Genomic DNA, 26,090 nt, shown 5'->3' with positions numbered 1-26,090 from the left:
CATAAAAAAATCTAAAAATTCGGAGGAGTTAGATGAATTTCAAAATTTCGAATAGAGTATCTAATTTGCCTAGTTATTTATTTGCACATCTTGAGGATATGAAACAAAAGAGAGTAAAGGAAGGATATCCTGTTATCGATCTAAGTGTGGGAGATCCTAATTTTCCAACACAAAGTCACATTGTCGAAAAAATGAAAGAAGTTTTATCTGAATATGAAACGCATCGATATCCTCCATTTCGCGGTATTGATCAGTTAAAAATCACAATTTCCGAGTGGTATAAAAGGCGGTTTGGTGTGGATATAGATCCGGAGAAAGAAGTATTGATTTTAGTGGGTTCAAAGGAAGGATTATCTCATATATCGCTTTCATATATAGATCCGGGAGAAATAGCATTAGTTCCTAATCCTGGTTATCCAGCATATGCAGGTGGAGTGGCTCTTGCTGGAGGGGAAGTAGAGGAGCTACCTTTACTAGAAAAGAATAATTTTTTTCCGGATTTCTCTAACGTTTCTCCTAGGGTAGCTAAAAAAGCAAAATTAATGTTTTTAAACTATCCTAATAATCCTACTGGTGCGGTGGCAGGTGTTGAGGATTTTGAGCGAGCAGTAGAGTTTGCAAAGAAAAATAATATCATAGTCGCACATGATGCTGCATACTCAGAAGTTTCTTTTGGTAATTATGTAGCGCCTAGTTTTTTAAAAGCAAAAGGAGCTAAGGAGATAGGGGTGGAATTTCATTCCTTTTCAAAAACATTTTGTATGACTGGTTGGCGCATTGGAATGGTGGTTGGGAATGCAGAAGTTATAGATAATATAGCCAAAACGAAAGCATTTGTAGATTCAGGTGTATTTGGAGCTATCCAAAAAGCAGCTTCATTTGCACTAGATTCTTATAACGAAGTTCCTAAAGAAATCAAAGAGCGTTATTTAGAGCGTATGAATATCCTTAAAAGAGGATTAGAGCCTCTTGGTTGGGAAATTCAGGTGCCTAAAGCAGGGTACTTTATTTGGGTGAAAGTACCAAATAATAATAGTTCTATGGAATTTTGTAAGATGTTATTAGAAAAGGCGGGGGTTTTGATGACTCCAGGTGTAGGATTTGGAGGTTATGGAGAAGGATTTATAAGGATTTCCTTAAATGTTGAAGAAGAACAGCTCCATAGAGCAATTAAGTCAATTAATGAAAATATCTATATTCAAAAATAAACACTATAAAATAGTTTTATTAATATTTAATACCAATATAATAAAAAATACAACTCATCTATTTCTAATTATTAAAAATTTGGAGGGTTATATATGAATATGAATGATATTAATCAAATTTATCAAAATCTATTTGGTTTTATTCCAGCTCCAACTGAGGCTAGGCATGAGGTGACTCTTCAAGTTAGGCCAGAAGAGCTTGAATTACATGAAATGTTTAGAAAAAATAGCATGGAATCAAAGTATATTCCAGAAAAATATGTACAAATAATGTTATTTGGTATGTTACTTATGCTAGCTGCACCTGGGGCTAAGGTGCACTTAATTGCCTCAAGAAGAGCTGGCGCTAGTTGGGACGAGTTATTTGATGTAGCTAAGCTAGCATTCTTATTTAAAGGATTATCTGCATTTAATTTTGGTATGTCTTTAATTAAAGAAGTAATGGAAAGTGAAAAAAATAATAATTAGGAGAGACTATAGAATGGAGTTATATATTTCTAACTTAGAAGTACTTTATCTAGATAAATATAAGACTGTAAAGGATTATTTGTGCGATATAAAAGGAGCAGAGGTTAATCCAGATTTTAATGGAATGTTTGAAGCGTATAAAAAGAAGTCTAGTCAAGACAGCAGAGATTTGGGACTAGATTCCTTTAAAAAATATATGTATACAATCCCAATTAGTGATAATAATATTGCGGAAATGTCAGGGGATGTGGTGAGAAAATCTTTAAACGGAAAATCTAAGGAGAATATTAAACATCTCGTTTACTGCCATGAATTTTTAAATCTCCCACAACCTATAACTGTAGCAATGAATATAAAAAGACATGGGGATTTATCTCAAGCGCTACCTTATGCTATCAAAGATCAGGGATCCGTTGTATCTTTAACAGCTATAAATATTGCAAAAATGTTTATAGAAGATAATAAGCAGGAATTTCAAATAGTATGTGCTGATAAATGTAATCTTCCACAAATGCGTGTTAAACATAATCAATTTCCTTATGGCGACGGAGCTGCTTCGTTTACAATTTCTAGAACTACTGGACAATTTAAGATTGTTTCATGGGATCTTCATTCATGGCATGTTAGGGAAGAAAATAATTGTGAAGATGAGCTAATTGTATATATTCAAGAGCAGTTAAAGCACATAAAAGAAGAAAATTTAAATATTATGCCCTACCATGTGATTTTACAAAATTTCTCTTCGAACTTTATAGATAAAATTAAATTAGATTGTAAGGGTTTTTATTTTTATCAACGTGAATATCGAAATACTGCTAACTTAACTACTTCAGATCCGTATTATAGTCTAAAAGAGATGCATCAAAAAGGACAAATCAAAAAAGGGATGCATATTCTACTAATCTTTGCTGGTTCTAAAGGTACTATTGGGACGCTTCATCTAGAATGTATGCAATAACATTATTATATGACAGAGGTGATTAGAAAGTGGAGATATTGGAATACATATATAAATCTGCAGAGAAGTTTCCGGATAAAGAAGCTTTAATGTATAAAGATTATAAATTAAGCTATAAACAATTTGTAAATGAATTTGATAGTATTGGTGAAAAAATAGAGCAAGATATAAGTGGTTTTTCTTATCCAATTGGTATTTATATTAAAAATCATCCAGATTTCATCATTTCTTATTATGCACTTATTAAAGCTAAGAAAGTTGCTCATTTAGTCGATCATAAATGGCGAGAGAATGAGTTAGACAACTTAATAAAGCATGTTCATCTTGGCGGATTTATTGTTAGGACGGAAGAAATAGATGATTTTCCTTTAGTAGAAAAGATAAAACATATTTATAAATATGGAAATATATCACTAATTATTCTTCAACAAAAATATTTGTCTAATGAGATTGCGACGGAGAGATTAGAAAATATAATATCATGCCGTTATTCATCGGGAACGACAGGTATTCCAAAATGTATGATGTACGAAGAGAAAAATGTAATCGCAGCATCTACAAATTGGTTAGAATCAGTTAATTTAAATTCGAATGATATAGTATATTGTGCCGCATATTTAACGCACGGCTTAGCTTTTAATACCTCAATACTTGCTCCATTGAGAGTTGGTGCTACAATTTTACTCCATGATAATATAACCCCAAGAAAAGTAGTTGAAATTATATTAGATAAGAAACCTACTATATTTGTGGCTTTTCCAGTTTTGTATGATTTAATGACTAGAATAAAAAATACAAAGCAATTTAAAAATGTAAGAATGTGTGTATCTTCAGGTACAATTCTTCATGAAAGTATAAAAAGAAAATTCAAAAGGCTGTTTAGTATTAATATTTCAGACTTATATGGCGTAGCTGAAACTGGACTATCAATCTTAAATCAAACGGATGACTATAACAGTGTAGGATATCCACTCCATAATGTTAAAGTGAAAATTTTGGGTAATGATGGTGAAGAGTTACAAAAAGGAGAAGTAGGAGAAGTAGCGTTATATACGGAGTCAAGGGCGAAGGGATATTATAATCTTCCAGGCGAGTTAGAAAAAAGGTTATCTCAAAATTATTATTTGACTGGGGATTTAGGTGAAATGGAGCTAGATGGAAAAGTATATATAAGAGGAAGAAAAAGTGATGTTGTAGATGTAGCAGGTAAAAAAGTAGATCCAGTTGAAGTAGAGGATGTCCTACGACAACATCCCGAAATATATGATGTATCTGTATTTGGGAAAAAAAATCTAGAAAAAAGAACGGAAATTTTAGCAGCAGTTGTAGTTGCTAATGATTATTTAAAAAGGGAAACTGTGGTGAAATTTTGTGAGGAAAGATTAGTTAGTTACAAAATACCACAAATTGTTAAATTTGTATCCGCTATTCCCCGTAATAATAATGGAAAGGTTTTAAAAAATGAACTGCAAAATTTAGTCTAGGAGGAAACTATGTCTTTCTATAAGGAACTAAAGAACAGTCTTAGTGAATCGGGAAAAAATTTTATATGGTTGGGTAATGTTGAAGTAGAACAGCATTGGAAAAAAGAAAACATCATTACAATACCGGGTAGTAATATTTCGAAAGCGCAACCATTGGTTAATAAAATAGGTGAAATGGCATTATTTCTTGCTGGAAAAGAAGACATTGTTTGTCTTAAAGAAGACATTGATGAGGATTATGTACAATATATAGAAGAAACTCGAGGATTTGTTCCGAATGTATTGAATTTCTATTCTGATAACTCGGCAGATAATATTTCGGAAACAATTTTATCTAGCACTAAAAATATTAATAGGCTCCAAAATATTAATAGAGATAATTCGTATTCATTACTACCATATGGTACATCAAACATTGAGGAAAAGGTATCTCAACAAACTTCAATTTCTTTATGTACTCCTGCATCAACTATATGTCGTGAGGTTAATAGCAAGATTTATAGCTGGAAGTTAGCAGATGAATTTGATCTTCGCCAAGTAGCAGGAAAAGTGAGTCATACTATCTCAGAACTTGAGTTTAATTATCATGAAATTAGAAAAAGATATTTAGAAAATCCATTAGTTTTAAAAGATTCTATGGGAGTATCTGGAAAAGGAATGGTTCTAATTGATTCAGATAGTAAATTTGAAAATATTTTAAACTTATTAAAAAGGATGTCCGTAAAAAAGGGACATGAAAATATAGAAATGATTTTAGAAAATTGGATTGAAAAAGAAAGAGACCTTAACTATCAATTCATCATAGATAAAAAAGGGAATGTCAAATTTACATCAGTTCGAGAAGCGTTGGTACATAAAGGTGTACATTTGGGGCATAAATTACCAGTTCAATTAACAAAAGTTCAGGAAAAAGAACTTCTAGAAAGTTATGAAATTATTGGGAAAATATTAGCGAGAGATGGATTTTATGGTGTAGTTGGTGTTGATGCAATGATTGATAGGAAAGGATTTTTGTACCCTTGTGTCGAAATAAATGCTAGATTCAACATGGCAACATACCAAAATAATATTATTGAAAGATTTTTCAATCCCCATGCGTTCTTTATGGCTATACCTTTTGAGGTTGTCTTGGAAAAAACAGTACCTTTCAAAATAATTAAAGAGGAGCTAAAAGATATTTTATATACCAAGGAAAAAGAGCATGGTGTAATTATTAATGGCTTTTCTACGTTGAATTTGGGAATTAATAAGAAAGGGAGGCTATATACAATTATATTTGGTGAAACTATCAATCAATGTGAAGATATGGTGAAAATTTTGAAGAATAAATTAGGAAATTTAAATGTTACTTAGAGGAGAAATAAAAGGAGATACAATATGAGAAAATCGATAGATTTTCAGATCCAATCATCTATGGAACCTATGGGTGATCAGCCACAAGCCATTGAAAAGCTAGTAACGGGAGTAAAGAATGGCAAAAGTAGGTTGTTATTAAAAGGGGCTACAGGTACCGGAAAGACATTTACTATTGCTAATGTAATTCATCAACTTAATCGTCAAACTTTAATTATCGCTCATAATAAAACATTAGTGGCTCAACTATGGAGCGAATTAAAGGAATTATTCCCTAATAACGCAGTAGAGTATTTTGTAAGTTATTATGATTATTATCAACCAGAGGCTTATGTTCCACATAAAGATCTCTTTATAGAAAAGGACTCTAAAATTAACAGTGAAATTGAAAGAATGAGGCATTCTGTTATGGCCAGTCTATTAAAACGAACAGATGTCATTGTAGTAGCCAGTATTTCATGTTTGTATCCAATGAGTGCCCCCGAGGACTTTAATAGTACTTCTTTCGTTTTATCTGTAAAACCAGATGGGTATTTTGTTTACACATATGAGCAAGTTATTAAGCATCTAATTGATAATCAGTACAAAAGAAATGATATAGAGTTTGAGCCTGGAACATTTAGAATCCGTGGGGGATCAATTGATATCTATCCGATGGGTAAACAGGAAGCTATCAGGTTACAATTTTTTGGAGATGAACTAGAGGAGATCCTTACTATTCATCCTGTTACTGAAGAGATAGTGGATAGTCTAGAGGAAGTTCATATCTTTGCTGCTACAAGTTTTATTACTACAACAAAACAAATTGAAACAGCTCTACCTTTAATTGAAAAGGATTTAGTTGAGCAGTTAAAGTTTTTAAGAGGTTTAGGTAAATTTCATGAGGCAGAAAGGTTGGAACAACGTACATTATATGATCTGGAATTGTTAAAGAATACAGGTCATTGTATGGGAATCGAAAATTATTCTTTATATATGCAAAATAGAGAAAAAGGGTCGAGATGTTTTAACTTGACGGATTATTTTGAAGATGGATATTTAACAGTAGTTGATGAATCTCATGTAACATTACCGCAGTTTCACGCTATGTATGCTGGAGATCAGTCTAGAAAGAAAAATTTAATTGACTATGGATATCGTTTACCTTCATCACTAGACAATAGACCACCTAAGTTTGAAGAATTTATGAACAATACGAAATGTATGGTGTCTATGTCGGCAACTCCTGGAAAACATGAAGTAGATTCTAAAGAGGTTTTTGTGGAACAAGTAATACGCCCTACTGGGCTTATCGATCCAGTTATTGAAGTGAAGAGTAGCGAAAATTACTTTGAGACTTTAATAAATGAAATAAAAAATACTATTAGTCGAAATGAAAAGGTATTAGTTATTGCGTTAACCAAAAAACAAGCAGAAGAAATAACGAAAGAAATTAATAACTTACAAATAAAAGCAGAATACTTGCATTCTGAAGTGGAGAATATAGAGAGATCAGAAATTATTAGAGATTTTAGAATGGGTAATTTTGATGTGCTTGTAGGAATTAATCTTTTAAGAGAAGGGTTAGATTTACCAGAGGTATCGCTAGTAGCTGTAATTGGAGCAGATCAAAGGGGATTCCTTCGATCTAAAAGTGCATTATTACAACTAATTGGTCGTGCTGCTAGAAATATTAATGGAAGAGCACTTCTGTTTGCCGATAGTATAAAAGATAATATTGAAGGTGCTATTGAGGAGACCGAGCGTAGGAGAGAAATTCAAATACAATATAACAAAGATAACAATATTGTACCTAAAACAATTGTAAAAAAAGAACCTGTTTCTTTGAAAAATTTATTAGGTATCCCTGAGGAGCGTTAAGTGGGAACAAGGAGGATTAAGGTATGTCTGACCGGGTAATCAAAGTTCGGGGAGCAAGGGCTAATAATCTGAAGAGTGTAGATATAGATTTAGACTTTAATAGCCTTACTGTGTTTTCAGGTTTAAGTGGCTCAGGAAAATCATCCTTAGCATTTGATACAATCTTTGCAGAGGGACATCGTAGGTATGTTGACTCTTTATCATCGTATGCGAGGCAGTTTTTAGGACAAATGGAAAAACCAGATGTAGATTCTATTGAAGGCCTTACACCATCAGTATCTATTGAGCAAAAAGTTATACATAAGAATCCTCGATCTACAGTTGGAACGATAACTGAGATATATGATTACATGAGAATATTGTTTGCTTCTATTGGTATTCCTTATTGCCCAGAACATAATATTCCTATACAACCCCAATCAATAGATCAAATGATGAATCAGCTTAAAGATTTAAAAGATGGGACAGAGTTGTATATATATGCCCCTCTCATTAAGGGAAAAAAGGGAGAGTTCAAGAGTGTAATTGAGAGAGCTATTCAGAAGAGATTTATTCGAATTAGGGTTGATGGCGAATTATTAAAGATTACTAGTCCCATCGTTTTAGATAAAAATAAACAACATACAATAGAGGCTCTTATTGATAAGGTCACTTTTTCACATGCTAATAAAAGAAGGGTTACAGATTCGATCAAAAAAGCTGCGTTAGAAGCAAAAGGACAAGTATTAATAGAGACGTTGGAACAAAATGGAAAAACAAACAGATACTTTTTTAATAGCTTACAAGCATGTTCCGAATGTGGTTATTCTATTGATGAGCTAACACCTAGGAATTTCTCGTTTAATAGTCCATATGGCGCGTGTGAACAATGTCATGGGTTAGGGGCTACTTTACAAGTGAATCCAAGGCTGTTAATAACAGATTGGAATAAGTCTATAAATGAAGGCGTATTTGAAAATTGGGCTACGAGTACTGCAAAATGGTATCACAATATAATTGATATAGTGTGTAATCATTATGGTATTTCTAAAGAAACGCCATTTAAAAACCTTTCTGATCAACATAAGAATATTCTTCTTTATGGAAGTGGAACAGAGGAAATCCTATTTCAATATGAGTCAGAGCGTAAACAACGAACACATTCAGCGCCTTTTGAGGGAGTAATTCCTAATATAAATCGTAGATACAATGCTAGTAATTCGGACAGTGTGAAGGAAAAATTAGAAGAAGTAATGTCTAGCATTACATGTCAATCTTGTAGTGGTAAGAGATTAAAACAAACAAGTTTAGCTGTATATATTGGTGATACAAATATTGCACAATTATCTAGCATGTCTATTGATAATGTAGCTAATTTTTTTAAGCATATCAATCAAATTCTTACTGAAAAACAAATAGAAATTTCCGAAAGGTTACTTAAGGAAATTAATAGTAGATTACAGTTTTTATTGGATGTAGGCTTAGAATATTTAACCTTAGATAGGGAAGCAAAAACACTATCTGGTGGAGAAGCTCAGCGTATTAGATTAGCTACTCAAATAGGGTCGGCTTTATCTGGAGTGATATACGTTTTAGATGAACCCAGCATTGGATTGCATCAAAGAGATAACATTCGTTTAATAAATACTCTAAAAAAGTTAAGAGAATTAGGTAACATGGTAATAGTTGTAGAACATGATACAGATACAATGTTAGCAGCGGATTATATAGTTGAACTAGGACCTGGAGCAGGGAATCAAGGTGGAGAAATTGTAGCAGCCGACACTCCTGAAGCGTTTAAAAAAGGAAATGGTTCGTTAACTAGTCAATATTTATCTGGTGCTAAAGAAATAAAGATTCCTAAAGAAAGAAAAAAAGAAAATGGGAAATATTTATCTATTAGAGGTGCTAAAGAAAATAATTTGAAAGATATTGACGTCGATATTCCCTTAGGGCTACTGACTTGTATTACTGGTGTTTCAGGTTCAGGGAAAAGTACCCTAATCCATGAAATATTATATAAGCATTTAGCTAGAAAAATTCACAGAGCATATAAATTGCTGCCAGGTGATTTTGATGAGATAAGTGGTTTAGAACACATTGATAGAGTAATTAATATTGATCAATCACCGATAGGAAGATCACCTAGATCTAATCCAGCGACGTATACAGGTATGTTTGATGAAATTAGAGATTTATTTGCAAAGACACCAGATGCTAAAGTAAGGGGATTAACTAAAAAGGCATTTAGTTTTAATGTACCTGGAGGAAGATGCGATACTTGTAAGGGCGATGGGGTAGTTAAGATTGAAATGCACTATTTACCTGATGTTTATGTTGTTTGTGATGATTGCCAAGGGCATCGATATAATCAAGAAACCTTAAATGTTCAATATCGAAATAATAATATTTCCGATATTTTAAATATGACTGTAGCAGATGCAACAGAATTTTTTAAAGATCATCCTAAAATAATAAAATATATAAACAGCTTAAATAAAGTTGGTTTAGGTTATATGAAAATTGGACAACCAGCAACAACTTTGTCAGGTGGAGAAGCACAACGTATTAAACTAGCTACAGAATTATCAAGGACATCTACTAGTAAAACCTTATATATCCTTGATGAACCTACTACAGGTCTACATTTAGAAGATATAAACCGACTTTTAAAAGTTATACATCAACTAGTAGAAAAGGGATCATCAGTCTTGATAGTAGAACATAATTTAGAAGTTATTAAAACAGCAGACTATATTATTGATATGGGGCCTAATGGAGGGAAAAATGGAGGACAGGTAGTAGCTGCAGGGACTCCTGAGGAAATATGTAATGTACCCCGTTCGCTTACAGGGGAATTTTTAAAGGGATTTTTAGAACATAATTAATAAATATTTTTGGAAAGGGGGTGATTGTTTGATTGATTTTCATGTTCATGTTGGAGAATTAAAAAGTGAGTACACTGAAGAGTTTGCCCAACAAATGATGGATTCATGTAATAAATCTCATACAAATATGGAAGTAAGAATAGAAAATTTAATCAAAGAAATGGAAGGAGTAGGAGTAAAAAAAGCGGTATTACTTGCTTTTAATGCTAAACGCACATTAGGAGTACATGTTACAAATGAGTATGTTTCAAAATTGTGCGCAAAATATCCAAAATATTTTGTAGGTTTTGCTTCCTTTGATGCTTATGAAAAATCCTTGTGTAAAAAGAGTCTAGAACAAGAGTTAACTAATTATAACCTACATGGATATAAATTAGCTTTTGGATACTTGGGCATTTCACCTAATGATCCGGGCTGGTATCCTCTGTATGAAGATGCAGAGGAGCGTAGCCTACCAGTTTTAGTTCATATGGGGTTTACTCCGATAAAACAAGCAAGTTTACGTTATTGTCACCCTATGCTACTAAATGATGTACTAATTAAATTTCCAAATCTTAATATTATAATAGCTCATATGGGATGGCCGTGGATTAACGATACATTATCTCTTCTTAAAAATTATAAAAATGTATATACTGATTTATCAATTGTATCTTTTTATCAACCAATTGATGAAATGTGTAATATTTTTAAGATGGCAAAAGAACAGGGGGTTATTAATAAGTTAATTTGGGGTACGGATTATCCAATGTGTACAATGGAGGAAAGCATTAATCGCTTTAAGAATATAAAAAAGCGCTTAGAAGAACAAGGAGTTCATATCACAGAAGAAGAATGGGATCAGATTTTTTATAAAAATGCAGAAAAATTATTGCAGTTGAAGAAGGGAGTTTAATATAAATGATTACCACAAACAAACTGAATATTGAAAAAAATAACCTTTTAGAAGTGGTAAAAAAGATAGGTACACCAGCTTATGTATATGATGCTAGTGTTATTCAAGAGCAAGTATACAAGCTCTTGAACCTTCACAAGGCAATTCAACTATTTTATTCCCTAAAAGCAAACCCTAATCCATCTATTGTAAAGTTAATTTATGACTTAGGGGCCAATTTAGAGATTTGTTCACTAAAGGAATTAGAGATAATAAAAAAAATAGGAGTTTCTCCTGAACGAGTTTTATATTTGGGACCAGGAAAAACTGAAGAAGAAATTAGAAAAGTATTTGAGTACGGAGTTAAATATTTTATTGTAGAGTCACTACAAGAGATGCAAAAAGTAAATAATATAGCTCAAGAAAAAGAAGTAACCGTTAGAGTTGGTATTAGAATTAATCCAAGTGTATCAGCAAAAGGTTCAAAATTAACTATGGGTGGAAAACCAAGGCAATTTGGTATGGATGAAGAACAGCTGGAAAATATATTTGAGTTAGAAGAAAGATTATCAAATCTCAAGATTGTAGGGATACATGTATATAATGGCACACGCATTCTATCTAGTGATGTGTTCATAGAAAATACAGCATATATTTTAAATTTGGCAAAGAAAGTTCAAGAACAATTTCATGTTAAATTAGATTATATAGATATCGGTGGTGGAATGGGAATACCGTATTTTTCTAATGAAAGCACGCTTGATTTGGATGATATTTCTGATAGATTACATGCTATGATTCAGGAGTTTTATAGTAGCTTTGGTGAAGAAATCCCGATATTTTTAGAGTCAGGTAGATATGTTGTAGGTGAAAGTGGGATTTATGTTACAAAAGTATTATATGAAAAAAAATCTAAAAATTGCGATTTTTTAACGGTAGATGGAGGAACACATCACCATATGGCCGCTGGTGGAATGGGGAATGCTCTAAAGAAAAATTTCCCAATCAAGGTTCTTAATAAATGGAGTGATGAACCTAATACCGAATATTATATTTCTGGCCCTTTATGTACCCCAAACGATTTAATTGCAAAGAAAATAAGCCTTCCTAAATCCCAGCCCGGTGATTATATTGGCATTTTGAATGCTGGAGCATATGGATTGACTGCAAGTCCTGTATTATTTTTAAGTCATCACCTTCCTACTGAAGTATTGGTGAAAGATGATAAGTATATAGTCATTCGTAAGAAAACAGAATATGATCTGCCAGTAGTACAAACATTTGAAAGTTAATAGGAGGTAGTTTATACATGAAAACACTGAAATCTCCATCTTTTTCAACAAGAATAGATAGCATAATAGATAATATAGATGAAAATACTCTTTATAATGAACTACTTAAAGAAGAACAAAAATTATTACAAGAATTAAAAGAAGTCAAAGTAAGCTTGGGATGGAAAAATCGAGATTTATATTTGTTTGCCGGAAAGCATCAGGATGGTTCTATTCTATACTTAGACAACAATGTCTGGTGGAAAATGAGTTTTGAAGATAGTGTGAAAGTTTACAGTTTAGATGAGGAGGAGTTGTCCCTTAAAAAGGTTGAACAGTATAAAAACGTTATAAAAGTTCCCTCTCATCAACAAAAGAAACTATGGATTTATGGACTTCGATATAAAATAATTTTAGCATCTTTTGTTTTGAAATTCAGTAAATTGATATTACAATTTTGTAAAGATTATATTAAAGAACGTAAAACTTTTGGCGTACCAATAGCTAAACACCAAATGGTTTATGATACATTTGTCATTGCAAGTAGTGAAATTGAAGGGAATATACTGTTTTTAAGGGAACTATCAACAAAATTTAGTATAGATGAAGCAGAATATAGTAAGTTCTTTAAACAGATTAATTTTATGTTGGAAAATAGTACTCAAATTATAGATAAGATATTACCTGTTTTGGGGGCATTTGGATTAGAGGATCCTTTCATTATAAAAAACTTTCTCAAAATACACCATATTTCAATGTTGAAGGGGGTCTAATTAATATGTTTGAATCACTTAGAACTGAATTAAGAGTATACGGGGAATCATTAAGGGAATTTGCATTAGAAGCAGATAAGAGTCGAGGATTACCACCCACTTATCTTCAGCAAGACTCATTTTACCAGCCTTTATGGCGTTTAGGTGTCCCAAAGGAGTATGGTTATACTGGTATCAGTGGACGAGATAATCAAATCTATTATGGAGATTCCTCTTTGGAGTTAGCGATATGGACTGAGGAGTTAGCATATGGAGATCCAGCGATGATGTTATCTTTACCTGGACCACAATTATTAGGACCAATATTAAAAGAGCTAGGGACTCAGGAACAACAGGATAAATTCTTCAACTCCTTTATGGGGAGGAATCCGGTTTGGACGGCTTTCAATTTAACGGAGCCTAATGCTGGATCAGATATAGCAGCTATTGAAACGGTTGCAACCAAAAAAAATGATAGAACGTATCTATTACAAGGAGAAAAAAAATATATAGCTAATGCAGAAAGAGCGCAATGGGCACTTACTTTTGCTAAGATGGGCCATAAAAATAACACGTTTGCAATTCAAAGTTTTTTAATATATGAAGATCAATTTAAAAATTCGGATACTGTAAATAGAGATTATGGTCGGACCTTAGGAATGCATGCAGCTAGGTTAGGTCATACAGTCTATAACAATTTAGAAGTAGATAAATCTCAAATTATTGGTTTAAATAAACCACCTCTTCAAAGAGGATTACGGGGAGCTATGAAAGTGTTTTTTAGAATGCGACCTTCGACATCTTCGATTGCAATTGGAACATCGAGAGCCATGGTAGATTACGTGAGCGAAAATATTAAGTTGAATTTAAATGAAGAAATTATACTCGATGAACTTCAATGGAAAATTGAAAGAACTAGGAGATTAGTTTATCGGGCAGCTAAAGAAGTTGATAGGGGTATTTATAATGCAGGTACTTCTTCCATGGGAAAATGGATGGCAAATAATTTGGTATATGAAGTAACCAGACGAATTAATCAGGTTGTAGGATCGGAAGCTATTATTGACCATCCATTATTAGAAAAATGGCTAAGGGATGGAAGAATGATAGAGTTTATGGAAGGATCAACAAATATTCATAAACGGGAAGTTGCTCAAGAACTACTGGGAATTAATTAATAATAAAATTAAATAATCGGGGGTTAAGTATATGAATAAGCTAAATAATTTAATGGATGTAGTTACTGAAATTCTTGCACAGCAATTAGAACTTGCTGTAGCAGATGTGAAAGTAGATGCAAATATTTTTGAAGAACTAGGGCTTGATTCAACAGGTATAATTGAACTTTTATTAGCTCTTGAAGAGAAATGTGAAATTGAATTTGATATGGAAGAGTTGGATCCTTCATATTTAGAAAGTGTTACTACCATTGCAAATTATATTATGGAGTTGAAAAATAGCTAGAATAATAAAAAATTTTATTCGGGAGTCGATGTATACCATGAAACAGGGAAATTCAATCTTATCCGTGCCTAATGTATATGGTATAGGGATTGATATTCAAGATATTACTGAGATTCAATCTGCAATAAAAAAATATGACCTCAAATTTTTAAATAAAATTTTCGTTCCAGAAGAAATTGAATATTGTAGAAAAAAAAGTAACCCATCCCAACATTTCGCAGCAAGATTTTCTGCAAAGGAAGCCCTTTTTAAAGCATTAGGTACAGGGATTGGTAATGGATTCTGTTTTACAGATGCTGTTATACTTAAGAAGAAGACGGGCGAACCGTATTTTAAATTCTATAATACGACTGAACAAACGATTAAGAAACAAAAGTTGGAAGCTTTTGTATCACTTTCTCATTCCAAAGACTACTCTATCGCACAGGTAGTCTTGATATCTAATTTTACCAAATAAAAAATATTATGGAGGAATGGGAAATGAAAATTGTCGTTATTAGTCCTGAATTATTTTTACCAAAGTTAGCTCGGAGATCTGCATACTATCCCAATTGGGAAATTATACATGTGGGAGATATTACTTCTCTAAATTATATTTTAAAAGATAAAAGAAACCATTTTGATGGGATAATATGGAGATTAAAAAGCTTAGATTTTGAAGAGGTAAAACAATTTCGAAATATAAAAAAAGAGTTAGAAAACATCCCAATATTAATATTATTTGATGAAGATATTAGTACTAATAAGGCAGGATTAGAACTTTTGAAAAAAAATTCTACAATGTCTTTTGAAATTCATACTCATCAACAAATACAGGAGTGCGTGAGTCATTTTTATAAACATATTGTCCAATTGAATAGAAATAAGCAGCACAACAAAAATATTGTTGAACTTTATCCAGGTATATTTGTGAATGTAGATATGCATTATCTAGATAATGCAGGTGAAATTTTTCCTTTAGCTGGAAAAGAGTATGAAATGCTCATGTTCTTTATAAACATGCGAGACAAATTTGTCACAACAGAAGATATCCTACTTGCTATTTGGGATGAATATACAACTACTGAAACAGTTAGACAATATATTTATAAGCTCAGAAAAAAATTATATACTAGTCAGAAAAATTTTAATCTTATAGTCCACCGAAAAGGAGTTGGTTATACCTTAATTGGTAAAGGAAACGAATTTCTTGTAGGGCTGTAATAACTTATTAAAAAGAGGCGTGTTAGAATTGCTTATTTAAAATAAGAAGAATTCTACATGTCTCTTACGTATGTATAAAATTAATTTTTGAATTTTTAAACCTTTTAGATACTATTCTCCTTAGGTTGAATTATATCCTTCTAATTTGACTATTTTTTTTGAATGATAGTAATATTTTTGAACTCAAATTTATATTATTATATATGTATATTATGATTTTTTAAGCGAGTTTAATTTCCACTTCAAGTACTGTGAAAGTCATAATTCGGTGATAAAAGTGGGATGAAAGTTACTATTAAACCTTTTTGGATTTAATTTATTATCAAATGGAGGTAAGGTAAGTTTTCAGCCGAACTAAAATGATTAGTTAAATCTTGAATTTTTACCATGATTAAAAAAGTGTATCCTTATCATCAAATTCGACAAAAAGAGTTATAAATGCTAATTAATGTATGAAAACAATTAAAGTTGCTTCCTTATTTAAATTTCTGACAAAGGAAAAACCTATGATAAGTTATACATTATTAAATGCCTTACTTAAGGATATATTTGATACAAAATAATGTGTTTGAATTTATATATTTATAAAGTGATTATTAATAAAAGTTTCTTTTCTAAACTGAAGATCCTATTCAAAATCACGTAGAATAGTGATTTTGAGGAAGACTTGTAAATGAGAGGTGTACAGAGCTAAGAGAAAACTTTCAAACACTAATAATCCGACTGAAAGATTTTATATAAAGTAGATTCAAATACATTTGCAAATGGAACAAAGGGATTGCTGCAAGGGAATTTTGTGAACCAACTTGAGTTGATTTTTTCGTGGACAATCCATAAAAATCTCCCACCTTAAGTCTATGCTTAGGTGGGATAGTATTATAGCAGACAGTCAGCTTCAACTTCTACAAGCCACTCTTCCTTTATAAATCTATTTACTTCAAAAACTGTACAAGCTGGTTTGATTTTTGAAAAATATTCTTTATGGGCTTTAGCTGCTTCATGCCACTTATTCATATCTGTAATATAAATTTTTGTTCTAACAACATCCTCTAAAGAAGAACCCATTTTTTCTAAAGAACTTTTGATTACATTAATACAACTTTTTGTTTGTTCATAAACATCAGAGGTTGTGGTCTCTCCATTAGTATTTAAGGGGGCTGTGCCTGCAACTACAATGATATTTCCTTTTTTAATTGCCCTAGAAGATCCTAAAAAGTCTTCAAATGGGGAATTAGAGCTTACTACTGTTTTTTCATTTGACATAAAAATCAACTCCATAAAATAGTTTCTTTAATTGTAATACAAGCCCTTACATTTCTACATATCGTATTTGTATAAGAGGGGTTAGTTTAACGTTACTTAACAAATATGTTTTTTAATTTTATTACAAACTAATGTGAATTTAACATTGGTTTTATTCTGAAAATTAAAACTTCGTGAGAGGATATATATAGGTATTAAAAGGGGGAGATGCTTTGAAAGTATGCCTTAAAACAATGCTTAATAATACGATTGAAAAATATAAAGATGAAATAGCTTATAAAACAGATACAGAAAATTATTTGTATAAAGAAATTGATAATGTATCTGGTCAATTGGCCAATGCTCTATTGTCAAAAGGTATTACCGTTGGAGAAAGAATTGGAATTTTAAGTACAAATCCAATACACAACGTAATAACTTATATAGCAGCTCTAAAAATAGGGGCTGTAAGTGTGCCGCTAAATCCAGATGAACAAGTGAAAATCTTTGAAGATAGTATTAAAAGCGCTCAAATAAAATGCTGTATAGTTAACAAAAAAAATGCTATAGATTCTAAATTGAATTTTGTAGAAGACCTATTATTATTCTCATTGGATCTATGTAAACCTCAACAAAATTTGTTTGATCTAGCATATGTTAAGTCTATGGAATCAAATGTTGATGTTGGTAGAATAGATGATAGTCTTGAATCTTTTATATTTTTCACTTCAGGTTCGACAGGTATGAAAAAAGGGGTAATTTTAGCAAGAGAAAGTTTTCGTGCCTTTATTAGCTGGGGAAGCGAGTTTGTTGGAGCCACAAATGCGGATAAATTTTTATGTCATGCGCCTTTATATTTTGACATGTCTATATTCTCTTTATTTATCCCTTTTGCTGTAGGTGGTTGCTGTGTACTTCCTTCAAGTGAAAAGAGGAATAATCCGCGATATATTAATCAATTGATTGAAGAGGAAAAAATTAACATTTTGCATTTGGTTCCTTCATCAATTAAATTGCTTCTAAATGAAAAAATCAAAAATTATACTTCTGTTCGTTTTTTGGGATTAGCGGGTGAAGCTTTACCTTTCGGCGATGTGAAATTGGTTAGAAATTGTTTTGAAAATGCTAATGTTGTGAATTTTTATGGTAATACAGAGGTTAATGAGGCATTATCTTATTTGTTTCCTCAAGACATAGAGGCATTAAAAATTCTTCCTATTGGCAGACCATTAAAACATGTACAATTACAGGTTTTAGATGCTGATTTGCTACCATGTGGTGAAGGAGAAGTTGGAGAGTTATATGTGCATTCTTCGACGATGTTAAAAGGGTATTTGAATAAAACAGACAATGAGACCTTTAAAATGAATGATTCAAATAACTTAAAATACTTTCCAACTGGTGATTTGGTTAAAAAGGAAAATGGTCTGTATTATTACATGGGCCGTATGGACGACATGGTTAAGATTCAAGGGAAAAGGGTTTATCTTTCAGAAGTCAGGAATGTAATTTCTAAACATAATCTTATAGATGAGGTGTTTATTGTAATGAACAATGATGGTCTTACTTGTTATATTCATTCTAAAGCAACTTTAAATTCCTTAGATATTAGAGAGTATTGCTCTGAGTTTTTAGATGCTTATGCAATTCCTAGTAAGTTTATTTTTACAGAGCATAAATTACCTAAAACTAGTACTGGCAAAATTGATCGAAAGAAACTAATGGGATATACGGAGGGATAAAGTGCATGCTGGAAACGGAATTAGAAGATTATATAAAAAGAGAATTATTACAGGATGGAAGTATTGAAAGTATCCCACATGATCTAGATTTAATAGGGACAGGTATACTTAATTCTTTAAAAATTATGGAGTTAATTACTTATTTAGAAAATGTACAACAGGTTCAATTCATGGAGTCTGAAATTTCATTTGAAAACTTCAATTCAATTAGTTCGATAACACAATTATTAAATAGGAGGTAGTTTATGTTAATTTCAAGTGATATGGATAATTTGAAAAATTTGTTATGGTATAACAGTGCAGAAGAGTTAGTTTTAGAAGTTGAAAAATTAAGAGTACATCAAAATTATTTAGGTCAAATTAATAAAGAAGATTCATATTGTGAAGAAATTATTGAACGTATTATACTCATTTTAGAAAAGTTAAAGATCCATTTTGATGAAGGCTTAGTAAAAGCAATTATAAAAGATTTGATTGCATGGAAAGAATCTGGTATTAATAATACACCCAAATTTGATTTTACTTTTGGGAAATACAATAAAATTGAGAATAAAGAATTTGGTATGTTCTTTTTCCCTGTGAAAAAAAATAAAATTATTAATTTTGAAGCATGCTTTTATTATCGGAATGAACCAGAAGCTATCACACATTTAAGAGAAGAGTTACCATTTGATACTTTTATGGGCGTAGAATTAATCTTGGGAACGAAGGGTATTTTAGAAGCTAATGTATTTAGCTTTTTCCCAGAAGCAATTGTAACAAATAGTAGCATAGAACAAGATAAATTTTCTTTGTTCTTTATAAACAAGTACTTACAAGTGTTCCATCAGATTACTAAACCTATTAGTGAAGAGGTCTTAAAAACACCTCTATCAATATTTAAAGCTAATCTTAATGATATTTATACGGCAAGAATGCTACTTTCGTACTTACATGATTACTATCATTACAAAGGAGTATTACCTTTAAATGTATTCTTTAAAGAAAAAAGTTCACTGCTAGGAAGTTCATTTGAAGAAGTTAGAGTAGATATATCAGCATATTTGTATTTATTAAATAAGGACTCTTATATTGATAAACTAGCAAAAGAGATATTTCTTGTGGAAAGACTATTTCGTTATAGCTATGCTGATGATCCTAAAAAAAGTTTTGACTGTCTAACAAATTATATTTTATTTGAGTACCTTTTAAAGGCTAGAGCAATTACATTTAAAGATTTTAAAATTGAGTTGGATATTATGAAAATCAAAGAAAATCTAAGTATGTTATTAGATGATATTACAGACCTTGAGATACGTATCTTAAATTCTCCAAAAGATGCAGTTCCAGATGTAATCAAAGAATGGTTCAGTGTTAACTTCGACTTTTATAGAAATTCAGAAATTGTCACCACAGTATTTGCTAAATGGATTATAGAATTTGGAAGGGGATTGAATATTCCTCGTAATATAAGATATTTTAACAATAAATTAATCGCAAAAAATGAAATAGGGACTAATTTATATGAGTAAAATATATGGTCAATTCCAAGAACTATTGCCTTTTAAAAATGAAAAAGCTGTACTCTTGTTTTCTGGTGGACTAGATAGTTTTTATACAGCTTATGAATTGAAAAAATACGATATGGATATACATGCCGTTTTAATTGATGTTGGACAAAACATTTCTGATGAAATTATGGAATTATCTCAAAAATTAGAATTGAAACTTCATATTATTGATGCTTCAGAAGATTTGTGTAATAGCTATATATCACATGGGATAATGGCCAAAGCTTTATATAACAACCATTTCCCTATTTCTTCTAGCTACACACGTCCGTTACTTGCTAAATTGGCATGTGAGTATGCTAAAGATATTGGAGGATCACTAATTGTTCATAATTCAACACCATATCAGAATTCTGCTATGAGATTTAACCTTTCTATAATGGCCAATTATCCAAATGTTAATATATTTTGTCCGGCTATAGGAGAATATACTACACGTGAAGATAAAGCGAGAATATTGAAGAAAGAATTAGGTATCGATTTCCCTACCAAATCTAAATATTCTATTGACGAGAACTTATGGTGCAGAGTTATAGAGAATGATACTTTAGAGTATACTGAGTTAGAAATTAGAGATAACGTATTTGAGTGGACAAATAAAATAGAAGAAAAAGAAATTCTATACCTAGATATAACGTTCAAAAATGGTATTCCGTTTAAGATTAATAATGATAAGAGGAGTTTAAAGGAGATAGTGATTTTATTAAATGATCTCTTATCGGATTATAAAATTGGAAGATATGCAGGTTTAGAAGATAGTTGTTTTGGTGTTAAGAATCCAGAAATTCGAGAAGCTCCAGCAGCAATGTTAATACATCAATCTCATTTATTATTAGAAGAAATGGTATTAACTAGAGATGAACTAAGAGTAAAGTCCTATATTGATAGAGAATGGACTAATCTAGTAGTAGGTGGAGGATGGTTTAGTCCTCTTAAGTCCTGCTTAGATGAAAGTATAAGAGCTTTTAATAAAAGTTTAAATGGGACTATCAAATGGAAAATTACAAAAGGAAATATTTTTTGTATTGCTAAAACTGCAAGTAACAGCCTTAGTTTTTCGAATTTTGGGAACTTTATAGATGAATTTAAACCATATTCTATTAATAGTTTTTTTCAACAAAAGGCTCGGGAATTAAGGATCGGCATAGGAAAGGAAGGAGAGGAGTTTTATGATTAATTATTCCAGTAATTGGGAAGTGTATTTAACCGAGGAGGAGAAGAAACAATTAAAGCATTTAATTAATGAGCTTCCATTACTTGATATAACCAAGATGGATGATAAATTATTAAACGAATTAGATATTATTAAAAGTAAGTTACCTATACGTATTTTAAAGGAATTAGTTACATTTAAAAGGTTTTCTAATTTATTTGGGACTTTAAAATTCTCTAATTTACCAACAGATCCAATTCTTCCGAATACACCAGTAAAGGGTCAGTTAAGTGAAGATAAACAAACGGCCATTAGTGAGTATATCTTATTTTTATTTATGCTTTGTTTAGGGGAACCACTTGCATATGAAGATGAAAAACAGGGGTTATTAGTTCAAAATATTTGCCCGGTAAAAGGACAAGAAAAAAAGCAAGAGAATACAGGATCTGATATCTTAGAGTTCCATACTGAAGATGGGTTTCATCCATATAAACCTGACTTTTTAGCTTTATACTGTGTAAAATCTGATAAAGAAGCTAAGGCAAAGACAATTACTTCCTCAATCCGAAAAGTTTTATTTAACTTATCTAATGATGTAATAGAGATATTAAGAAAACCTTTATATAAAATTAATGCACCATCTTCATTTTTAGAAAATGGGGATGAAGACAGTTATCATACTACTATACCTGTGTTAAGTGGACCTTTATTAGATCCGGATATTTGCATGGATTTTTATCTAATGGAACCTCAAACACCTATGGCTAAGTGGGCGCTAGAATATTTGAAAAAGCAATTGTTAGAGAACTGTATACAAGTCGCTCTTAAACCAGGTGAATTATTAGTTGTGGATAATAAAAAAGCTATTCATGCTCGGACAGGTTTTACTCCAAAATACGATGGAAATGATCGGTGGTTACAGCGAATGTTTGCAGTAAGGAACATTAAGACGTCTGAATTATCAAGACATCCAGGGAAATTAGTATGCTCTCCTGTAAATGTTCTTTTTGAGTTTAGTGAAAACGCAAAGGAAGTTTTATGAGATGCTTAATGAAAGGTATAGCTATTTGAGAAGAGGTGTCAATTGTTATTGGAATAGTATGTCTTTGTTATTGGAGCAATTTGGTTTAGAGCCATTAATTTTAAAGCATTTAAATTTTGGATATGTATATAGTAATCCTAGTTTAGATATTACTTTTGAGCTTGAGGCGGAACAGCCTAATACTCTTGGATGGTTGCAAAATTATATTGGCACTAGTAAATCTAAGGTAGCTCCTCATAAATTAAGAGAGTTTCTTCATAATAATACTGAATCATTTTTATTATGCGTAGATGTTAAGGTTCTTTCAACTATGTATCCAACCTTTCCACCAGTTCATGATTATCATTATTTGAACATAGTAGGAGTAGAGAACGAAAATGTTCATGTTAAAGATCAATATTTTGGTTATCATGGTCCGATACCTATTGACTTAATTAATAATTCTATTCAGTCTAAAAAGATTAAACAAGCAGGCGAAGTTATTAAGTTAAATATAGAAACTGCACGAATTAATAATTTTAATGAAGAAATGATAAAATGTTTGAAATATGAGTTTTTATTGAAATTATCTCAGTATTTACAGGGGCATTTTCAATTCGACGGTGTTAGTTATTATACAGGGACAACAGCAATTTCTAAACTATATATGGAGATAGATCAAGTATTTTCAAATGCAATGAGTAGACAAGAAAGTATACAGGATAATTGGAATTTTTTAATTCGTAGATTTAATACTTGTTTTCTTTATAGTAGAGAAGGGATGCTATATTACTTAAATAAATATCACCATATAGTTTCTCTTGATATGGAAAAGTTGATTAATTATTTGGGATATTCCCTTAGCATTACACGGAAAATTTCTTTTATTATAATGCAGGCAAATTTAAAGAATAAAGATCCTCAACAAATTATACCTACCCTTCAATTGAAATTGGAAGAGCTAATGTCTGTTGAGAAGGATATTCATAAGGAAATAGATACTGTATATCAAAAATTAAACATAATGGAGAGAAGTATTACAGATTGACTAGTACTTATAATATTAGTAATATATGAAAATACAATAAAGGGTGATATGAATGACTAATAAAGCTGTTGAGCCGAAAATTCTTTATCTTAGTAGAGCAGATGTTCATAAGTTAGAAGAAAATAGTTCTGATATTTATATTAAGGGCGTAGAACGTGCATTAATCCTACACTCTCGTAAGGATTTTAGTCAACCACTGAAACCATACTTAAAAACTAACAAAAAAGATGAACATATTGCTGATAGGATTATCGCTATGCCTGCACATTTAGGTGAGCCGTCTATCTCTGGTATTAAATGGATTGGAAGTAAGCATGATAATCCATCTTTGAGAAACATGGAACGGGCAAGTGCATTAATTGTTTTAAATGATCCTCAAACAAATTTCCCGATTGCTATTTTAGAGGGAAGTTCTATAAGTGCAATGAGAACAGCAGCTGTTTCTGTAGTTGCTACGAGACATTTAGCCAATAAAGACTTTAGAAATCTATCTATTGTTGGTTGTGGCTTGATTGCTAAAATGCATGTAATGTCTATGTTAGAAAATTTCAAAAGTATTAAGAATGTTGTACTATACGATGTGGAGCTAAATAAAGCACAAGAACTAATAAAAGAGTTTCAGTCAAAATATAAAAATATATCATTTCGGGTTGCCGATAAAGTTCAGGATGCTGTTGAAAAAGCAGAAGTATTAGTTACATGTACAGTAGCGAATAAGCCATATATTAAAGCAGAGTGGATTCAAAAAGGAACATTTATTAGTAATGTATCTATTATGGATTTAGAAAGTGAATTATTTATACAAGCGGATAAGGTAATTGTAGATGATTGGGATCAAGCAAATAGAGAAAAAAAAGTAATAAATCAATTGGTTTTAGAAGGTAAATTTTCTAAAGAGATGCTACATGCTGAATTAGGGGATATTATTACTGGATTAAAAGCAGGGAGAGAACATAAGGATGAATTAATTATCCTAAACCCCATGGGAATGGCTATTGAGGATATTTCATGTGCATATGAGATTTATGAGAATGCTCTAAAAAATAACATTGGTAAATACTTGGATTTATATTAATTTGAAAATATTATAATTTTTTAGTCAGTGAGATGCTTTCGAGCATCTTTTTTTATTTCAAATGTTTTTTGAATAAGATAGATTAGTATTATCCTTGGTAATGTAATGAGATATAAGTGTATTTCAAAACTGTATTTGAACCACTCACTACTTAACGTTCTAACGGAATGTTTGAAGCGGGAGATTTCTAAGTATAGAAACTTAACTAGGTTATCACCGTAGTTTCTAAGATTTAGTCCGGTGTTAATATCTCTATCGTGATGTGTGCCACGAGGAGGAAAATGACACTCACGAAGATTTATACTTTTAATATCTTTATTTTGGTAACCACAACTCGAACATAGCTGACTAGCAGTAAATATTTTTGAGACAACTACAACTTGCTTCCTGTACCATTTTGCTTTGTATTCCAACATATTTTGAAATTATGACCAAGATACTTCACTGATTGCTTTGGCAAGTTTCCCGTTTTTTAGCATATTGCTTACTTGTAGATCCTCAATACCAATTACATCGTGGTTTTTGATGATTTCGGTAGAGATTTTATCCAAGTAATCTTTTCTTGCATTAGTAATATGTTCATGGACTCGTGCCACTTTCACACGTTGTTTACTCCAGTTCGAAGAACCTTTCGTTCTTCTGGAAAGGATGCGTTGTGCTTCCGCTAATTTTTTTTCTAATGTACGAAAGAATTTAGGGTTTTTGTATGTAGTGCCATTTGAAAGAATAGCAAAATCCTTTAATCCCATATCAATCCCAACAGAAGATCCTGTTTTCGATAATTCTTTTACTTCTGTCTCAACTAGCAAAGATACAAAGTATTTACCACTTGGATTCCGTCTAATGGTAGCATTTAGAATACGTCCCGTTACCTCACGGCTCTTTGCAAACCTCACAAGTCCGATTTTAGGTAGTTTTATTCGATTACCTATCACAGCGATATTTTCATTTGTTTCTTTCGTTGTGTAAGATTGGATTTTATTTCGTTTGGACTTGAATCGTGGAGGATCATTCTATTTCTTGAAAAAGCGTGAAAAAGCATCTGCCAGATTTTTTAATGTAGATTGAAGCGCAATACTATCTACTTCTTTTAACCATATCGTATCATTCTGTTTTTTTAATTGAGTGAGCTCGGCAGAGCAAGAATTATATGTTAATCCTTTCCCTGTTTCTTTGTAAGTATTGTTCCACATAGTAAGGAACCGATTGAACACAAATCGACTACAATCAATCGTTTTCGCAATTAAGATTTCTTGTCTTTTATTCGGGTAAATACGAAATTTATATGCTTTATTTATTAACATTGATTGCGCCTCACTTTCTAGCATTCTTCTTAATAGTATACAAAATAAGTAGGCTTACGCCTACCGACATTCATCTCCCACCTAAAATTGGTGTTTCACACCTTCACATTTTTGAGGAAGGAGTCTTCTGTCGGAAAATGATAAATTTAAGGGTCCAGTTTGTTCAAAATCAGAAGAATTCATCGATCAATTG

General features: G+C 31.5%; 22 protein-coding genes and 1 pseudogene. 21 read left to right on the top strand and 2 right to left on the bottom strand.

Annotated elements, in window-relative coordinates; genetic code table 11:
• The first annotated feature begins 32 nt into the window (after window positions 1–32).
• From NSS74_RS25405 to NSS74_RS25340, 14 genes are all read left to right on the top strand, one after another.
• Entirely contained in the window at window positions 33–1,208 is a 1,176-nt protein-coding gene (locus tag NSS74_RS25405; RefSeq protein WP_340814528.1) for an LL-diaminopimelate aminotransferase, read from the top strand.
• Between the two features lie 93 nt (window positions 1,209–1,301).
• A complete protein-coding gene (locus NSS74_RS25400) occupies window positions 1,302–1,676 on the top strand; it encodes a carboxymuconolactone decarboxylase family protein (protein WP_088031189.1) in 375 nt (124 codons plus the stop codon).
• A 13-nt stretch (window positions 1,677–1,689) separates the two neighbouring features.
• The gene (locus tag NSS74_RS25395; RefSeq protein WP_340814527.1) at window positions 1,690–2,634 is read left to right on the top strand and encodes a hypothetical protein; all 945 of its coding nucleotides are present in this window, start codon (window positions 1,690–1,692) and stop codon (window positions 2,632–2,634) included.
• A 29-nt stretch (window positions 2,635–2,663) separates the two neighbouring features.
• Window positions 2,664–4,118 carry a class I adenylate-forming enzyme family protein gene (locus NSS74_RS25390; protein ID WP_088031187.1) on the top strand — a complete coding sequence of 485 codons (1,455 nt, stop codon included), beginning with the start codon at window positions 2,664–2,666 and terminating at the stop codon, window positions 4,116–4,118.
• A gap of 9 nt (window positions 4,119–4,127) precedes the next feature.
• Window positions 4,128–5,471 (top strand): ATP-binding protein, encoded by a 1,344-nt coding sequence (locus NSS74_RS25385; protein ID WP_201035010.1) that lies wholly within the window; start codon window positions 4,128–4,130, stop codon window positions 5,469–5,471.
• 24 nt (window positions 5,472–5,495) lie between these two features.
• Entirely contained in the window at window positions 5,496–7,331 is a 1,836-nt protein-coding gene (gene uvrB, locus NSS74_RS25380) for an excinuclease ABC subunit UvrB (protein ID WP_149191262.1), read from the top strand.
• A 23-nt stretch (window positions 7,332–7,354) separates the two neighbouring features.
• Window positions 7,355–10,198 carry an excinuclease ABC subunit UvrA gene (uvrA, locus tag NSS74_RS25375; RefSeq protein WP_340814526.1) on the top strand — a complete coding sequence of 948 codons (2,844 nt, stop codon included), beginning with the start codon at window positions 7,355–7,357 and terminating at the stop codon, window positions 10,196–10,198.
• 28 nt (window positions 10,199–10,226) lie between these two features.
• A complete protein-coding gene (locus NSS74_RS25370) occupies window positions 10,227–11,093 on the top strand; it encodes an amidohydrolase family protein (RefSeq protein ID WP_088031183.1) in 867 nt (288 codons plus the stop codon).
• A gap of 5 nt (window positions 11,094–11,098) precedes the next feature.
• Complete coding sequence (lysA, locus tag NSS74_RS25365) at window positions 11,099–12,364, top strand: diaminopimelate decarboxylase (RefSeq protein ID WP_088031182.1); 1,266 nt, start codon at window positions 11,099–11,101, stop codon at window positions 12,362–12,364.
• A gap of 17 nt (window positions 12,365–12,381) precedes the next feature.
• Complete coding sequence (locus NSS74_RS25360; protein ID WP_149191259.1) at window positions 12,382–13,116, top strand: hypothetical protein; 735 nt, start codon at window positions 12,382–12,384, stop codon at window positions 13,114–13,116.
• A 5-nt stretch (window positions 13,117–13,121) separates the two neighbouring features.
• On the top strand, window positions 13,122–14,273 hold the full coding sequence (locus tag NSS74_RS25355; RefSeq protein ID WP_340814524.1) for an acyl-CoA dehydrogenase family protein: 1,152 nt from the start codon (window positions 13,122–13,124) through the stop codon (window positions 14,271–14,273).
• A 31-nt stretch (window positions 14,274–14,304) separates the two neighbouring features.
• The gene (locus NSS74_RS25350) at window positions 14,305–14,559 is read left to right on the top strand and encodes an acyl carrier protein (RefSeq protein WP_088031179.1); all 255 of its coding nucleotides are present in this window, start codon (window positions 14,305–14,307) and stop codon (window positions 14,557–14,559) included.
• 37 nt (window positions 14,560–14,596) lie between these two features.
• On the top strand, window positions 14,597–15,016 hold the full coding sequence (acpS, locus tag NSS74_RS25345) for a holo-ACP synthase (protein WP_187770560.1): 420 nt from the start codon (window positions 14,597–14,599) through the stop codon (window positions 15,014–15,016).
• A gap of 23 nt (window positions 15,017–15,039) precedes the next feature.
• Complete coding sequence (locus NSS74_RS25340) at window positions 15,040–15,762, top strand: winged helix-turn-helix domain-containing protein (protein WP_176280899.1); 723 nt, start codon at window positions 15,040–15,042, stop codon at window positions 15,760–15,762.
• Between the two features lie 876 nt (window positions 15,763–16,638).
• Here NSS74_RS25340 and NSS74_RS25335 read toward each other — a convergent pair.
• The gene (locus tag NSS74_RS25335) at window positions 16,639–17,025 is read right to left on the bottom strand and encodes a RidA family protein (protein WP_088031176.1); all 387 of its coding nucleotides are present in this window, start codon (window positions 17,023–17,025) and stop codon (window positions 16,639–16,641) included.
• Window positions 17,026–17,237: 212 nt separating this feature from the next.
• On the opposite strand from NSS74_RS25335, the gene NSS74_RS25330 reads away from it, so the two are divergent.
• The 7 genes from NSS74_RS25330 to sbnB are packed head-to-tail and all read left to right on the top strand — an operon-like array spanning window position 17,238 to window position 24,593.
• Window positions 17,238–18,746, top strand: coding sequence for an AMP-binding protein (locus tag NSS74_RS25330; protein WP_241139313.1), 1,509 nt, complete (start codon window positions 17,238–17,240; stop codon window positions 18,744–18,746).
• Window positions 18,747–18,751: 5 nt separating this feature from the next.
• Window positions 18,752–18,988 (top strand): hypothetical protein, encoded by a 237-nt coding sequence (locus NSS74_RS25325; protein ID WP_149191255.1) that lies wholly within the window; start codon window positions 18,752–18,754, stop codon window positions 18,986–18,988.
• 3 nt (window positions 18,989–18,991) lie between these two features.
• The gene (locus NSS74_RS25320; protein WP_240381052.1) at window positions 18,992–20,257 is read left to right on the top strand and encodes a DUF6421 family protein; all 1,266 of its coding nucleotides are present in this window, start codon (window positions 18,992–18,994) and stop codon (window positions 20,255–20,257) included.
• Entirely contained in the window at window positions 20,250–21,473 is a 1,224-nt protein-coding gene (locus NSS74_RS25315) for an argininosuccinate synthase domain-containing protein (protein ID WP_241139312.1), read from the top strand. The genes NSS74_RS25320 and NSS74_RS25315 overlap by 8 nt, the downstream gene beginning before the upstream one ends.
• Window positions 21,466–22,491: a TauD/TfdA family dioxygenase gene (locus tag NSS74_RS25310; protein WP_240381054.1), complete on the top strand. Its 1,026-nt coding sequence runs from the start codon at window positions 21,466–21,468 to the stop codon at window positions 22,489–22,491. Before NSS74_RS25315 ends, NSS74_RS25310 begins: the two co-directional genes overlap by 8 nt.
• A 1-nt stretch (window position 22,492) precedes the next feature.
• On the top strand, window positions 22,493–23,518 hold the full coding sequence (locus tag NSS74_RS25305) for a hypothetical protein (RefSeq protein WP_340814522.1): 1,026 nt from the start codon (window positions 22,493–22,495) through the stop codon (window positions 23,516–23,518).
• A gap of 52 nt (window positions 23,519–23,570) precedes the next feature.
• Complete coding sequence (sbnB, locus tag NSS74_RS25300; protein ID WP_201033382.1) at window positions 23,571–24,593, top strand: 2,3-diaminopropionate biosynthesis protein SbnB; 1,023 nt, start codon at window positions 23,571–23,573, stop codon at window positions 24,591–24,593.
• Window positions 24,594–24,814: 221 nt separating this feature from the next.
• Here sbnB and tnpB read toward each other — a convergent pair.
• Window positions 24,815–25,897, bottom strand: a pseudogene (gene tnpB / locus NSS74_RS25295) (IS200/IS605 family element RNA-guided endonuclease TnpB); the annotation flags it as partial.
• Between the last annotated feature and the right edge of the window lie 193 nt (window positions 25,898–26,090).

Origin of the sequence: Bacillus sp. FSL E2-8868 (genome assembly GCF_038005505.1) — a bacterium.
In the GTDB taxonomy this organism is placed as follows: domain Bacteria; phylum Bacillota; class Bacilli; order Bacillales; family Bacillaceae_G; genus Bacillus_A; species Bacillus_A mycoides.
This window is presented reverse-complemented; position numbering and strand designations above follow the sequence as displayed.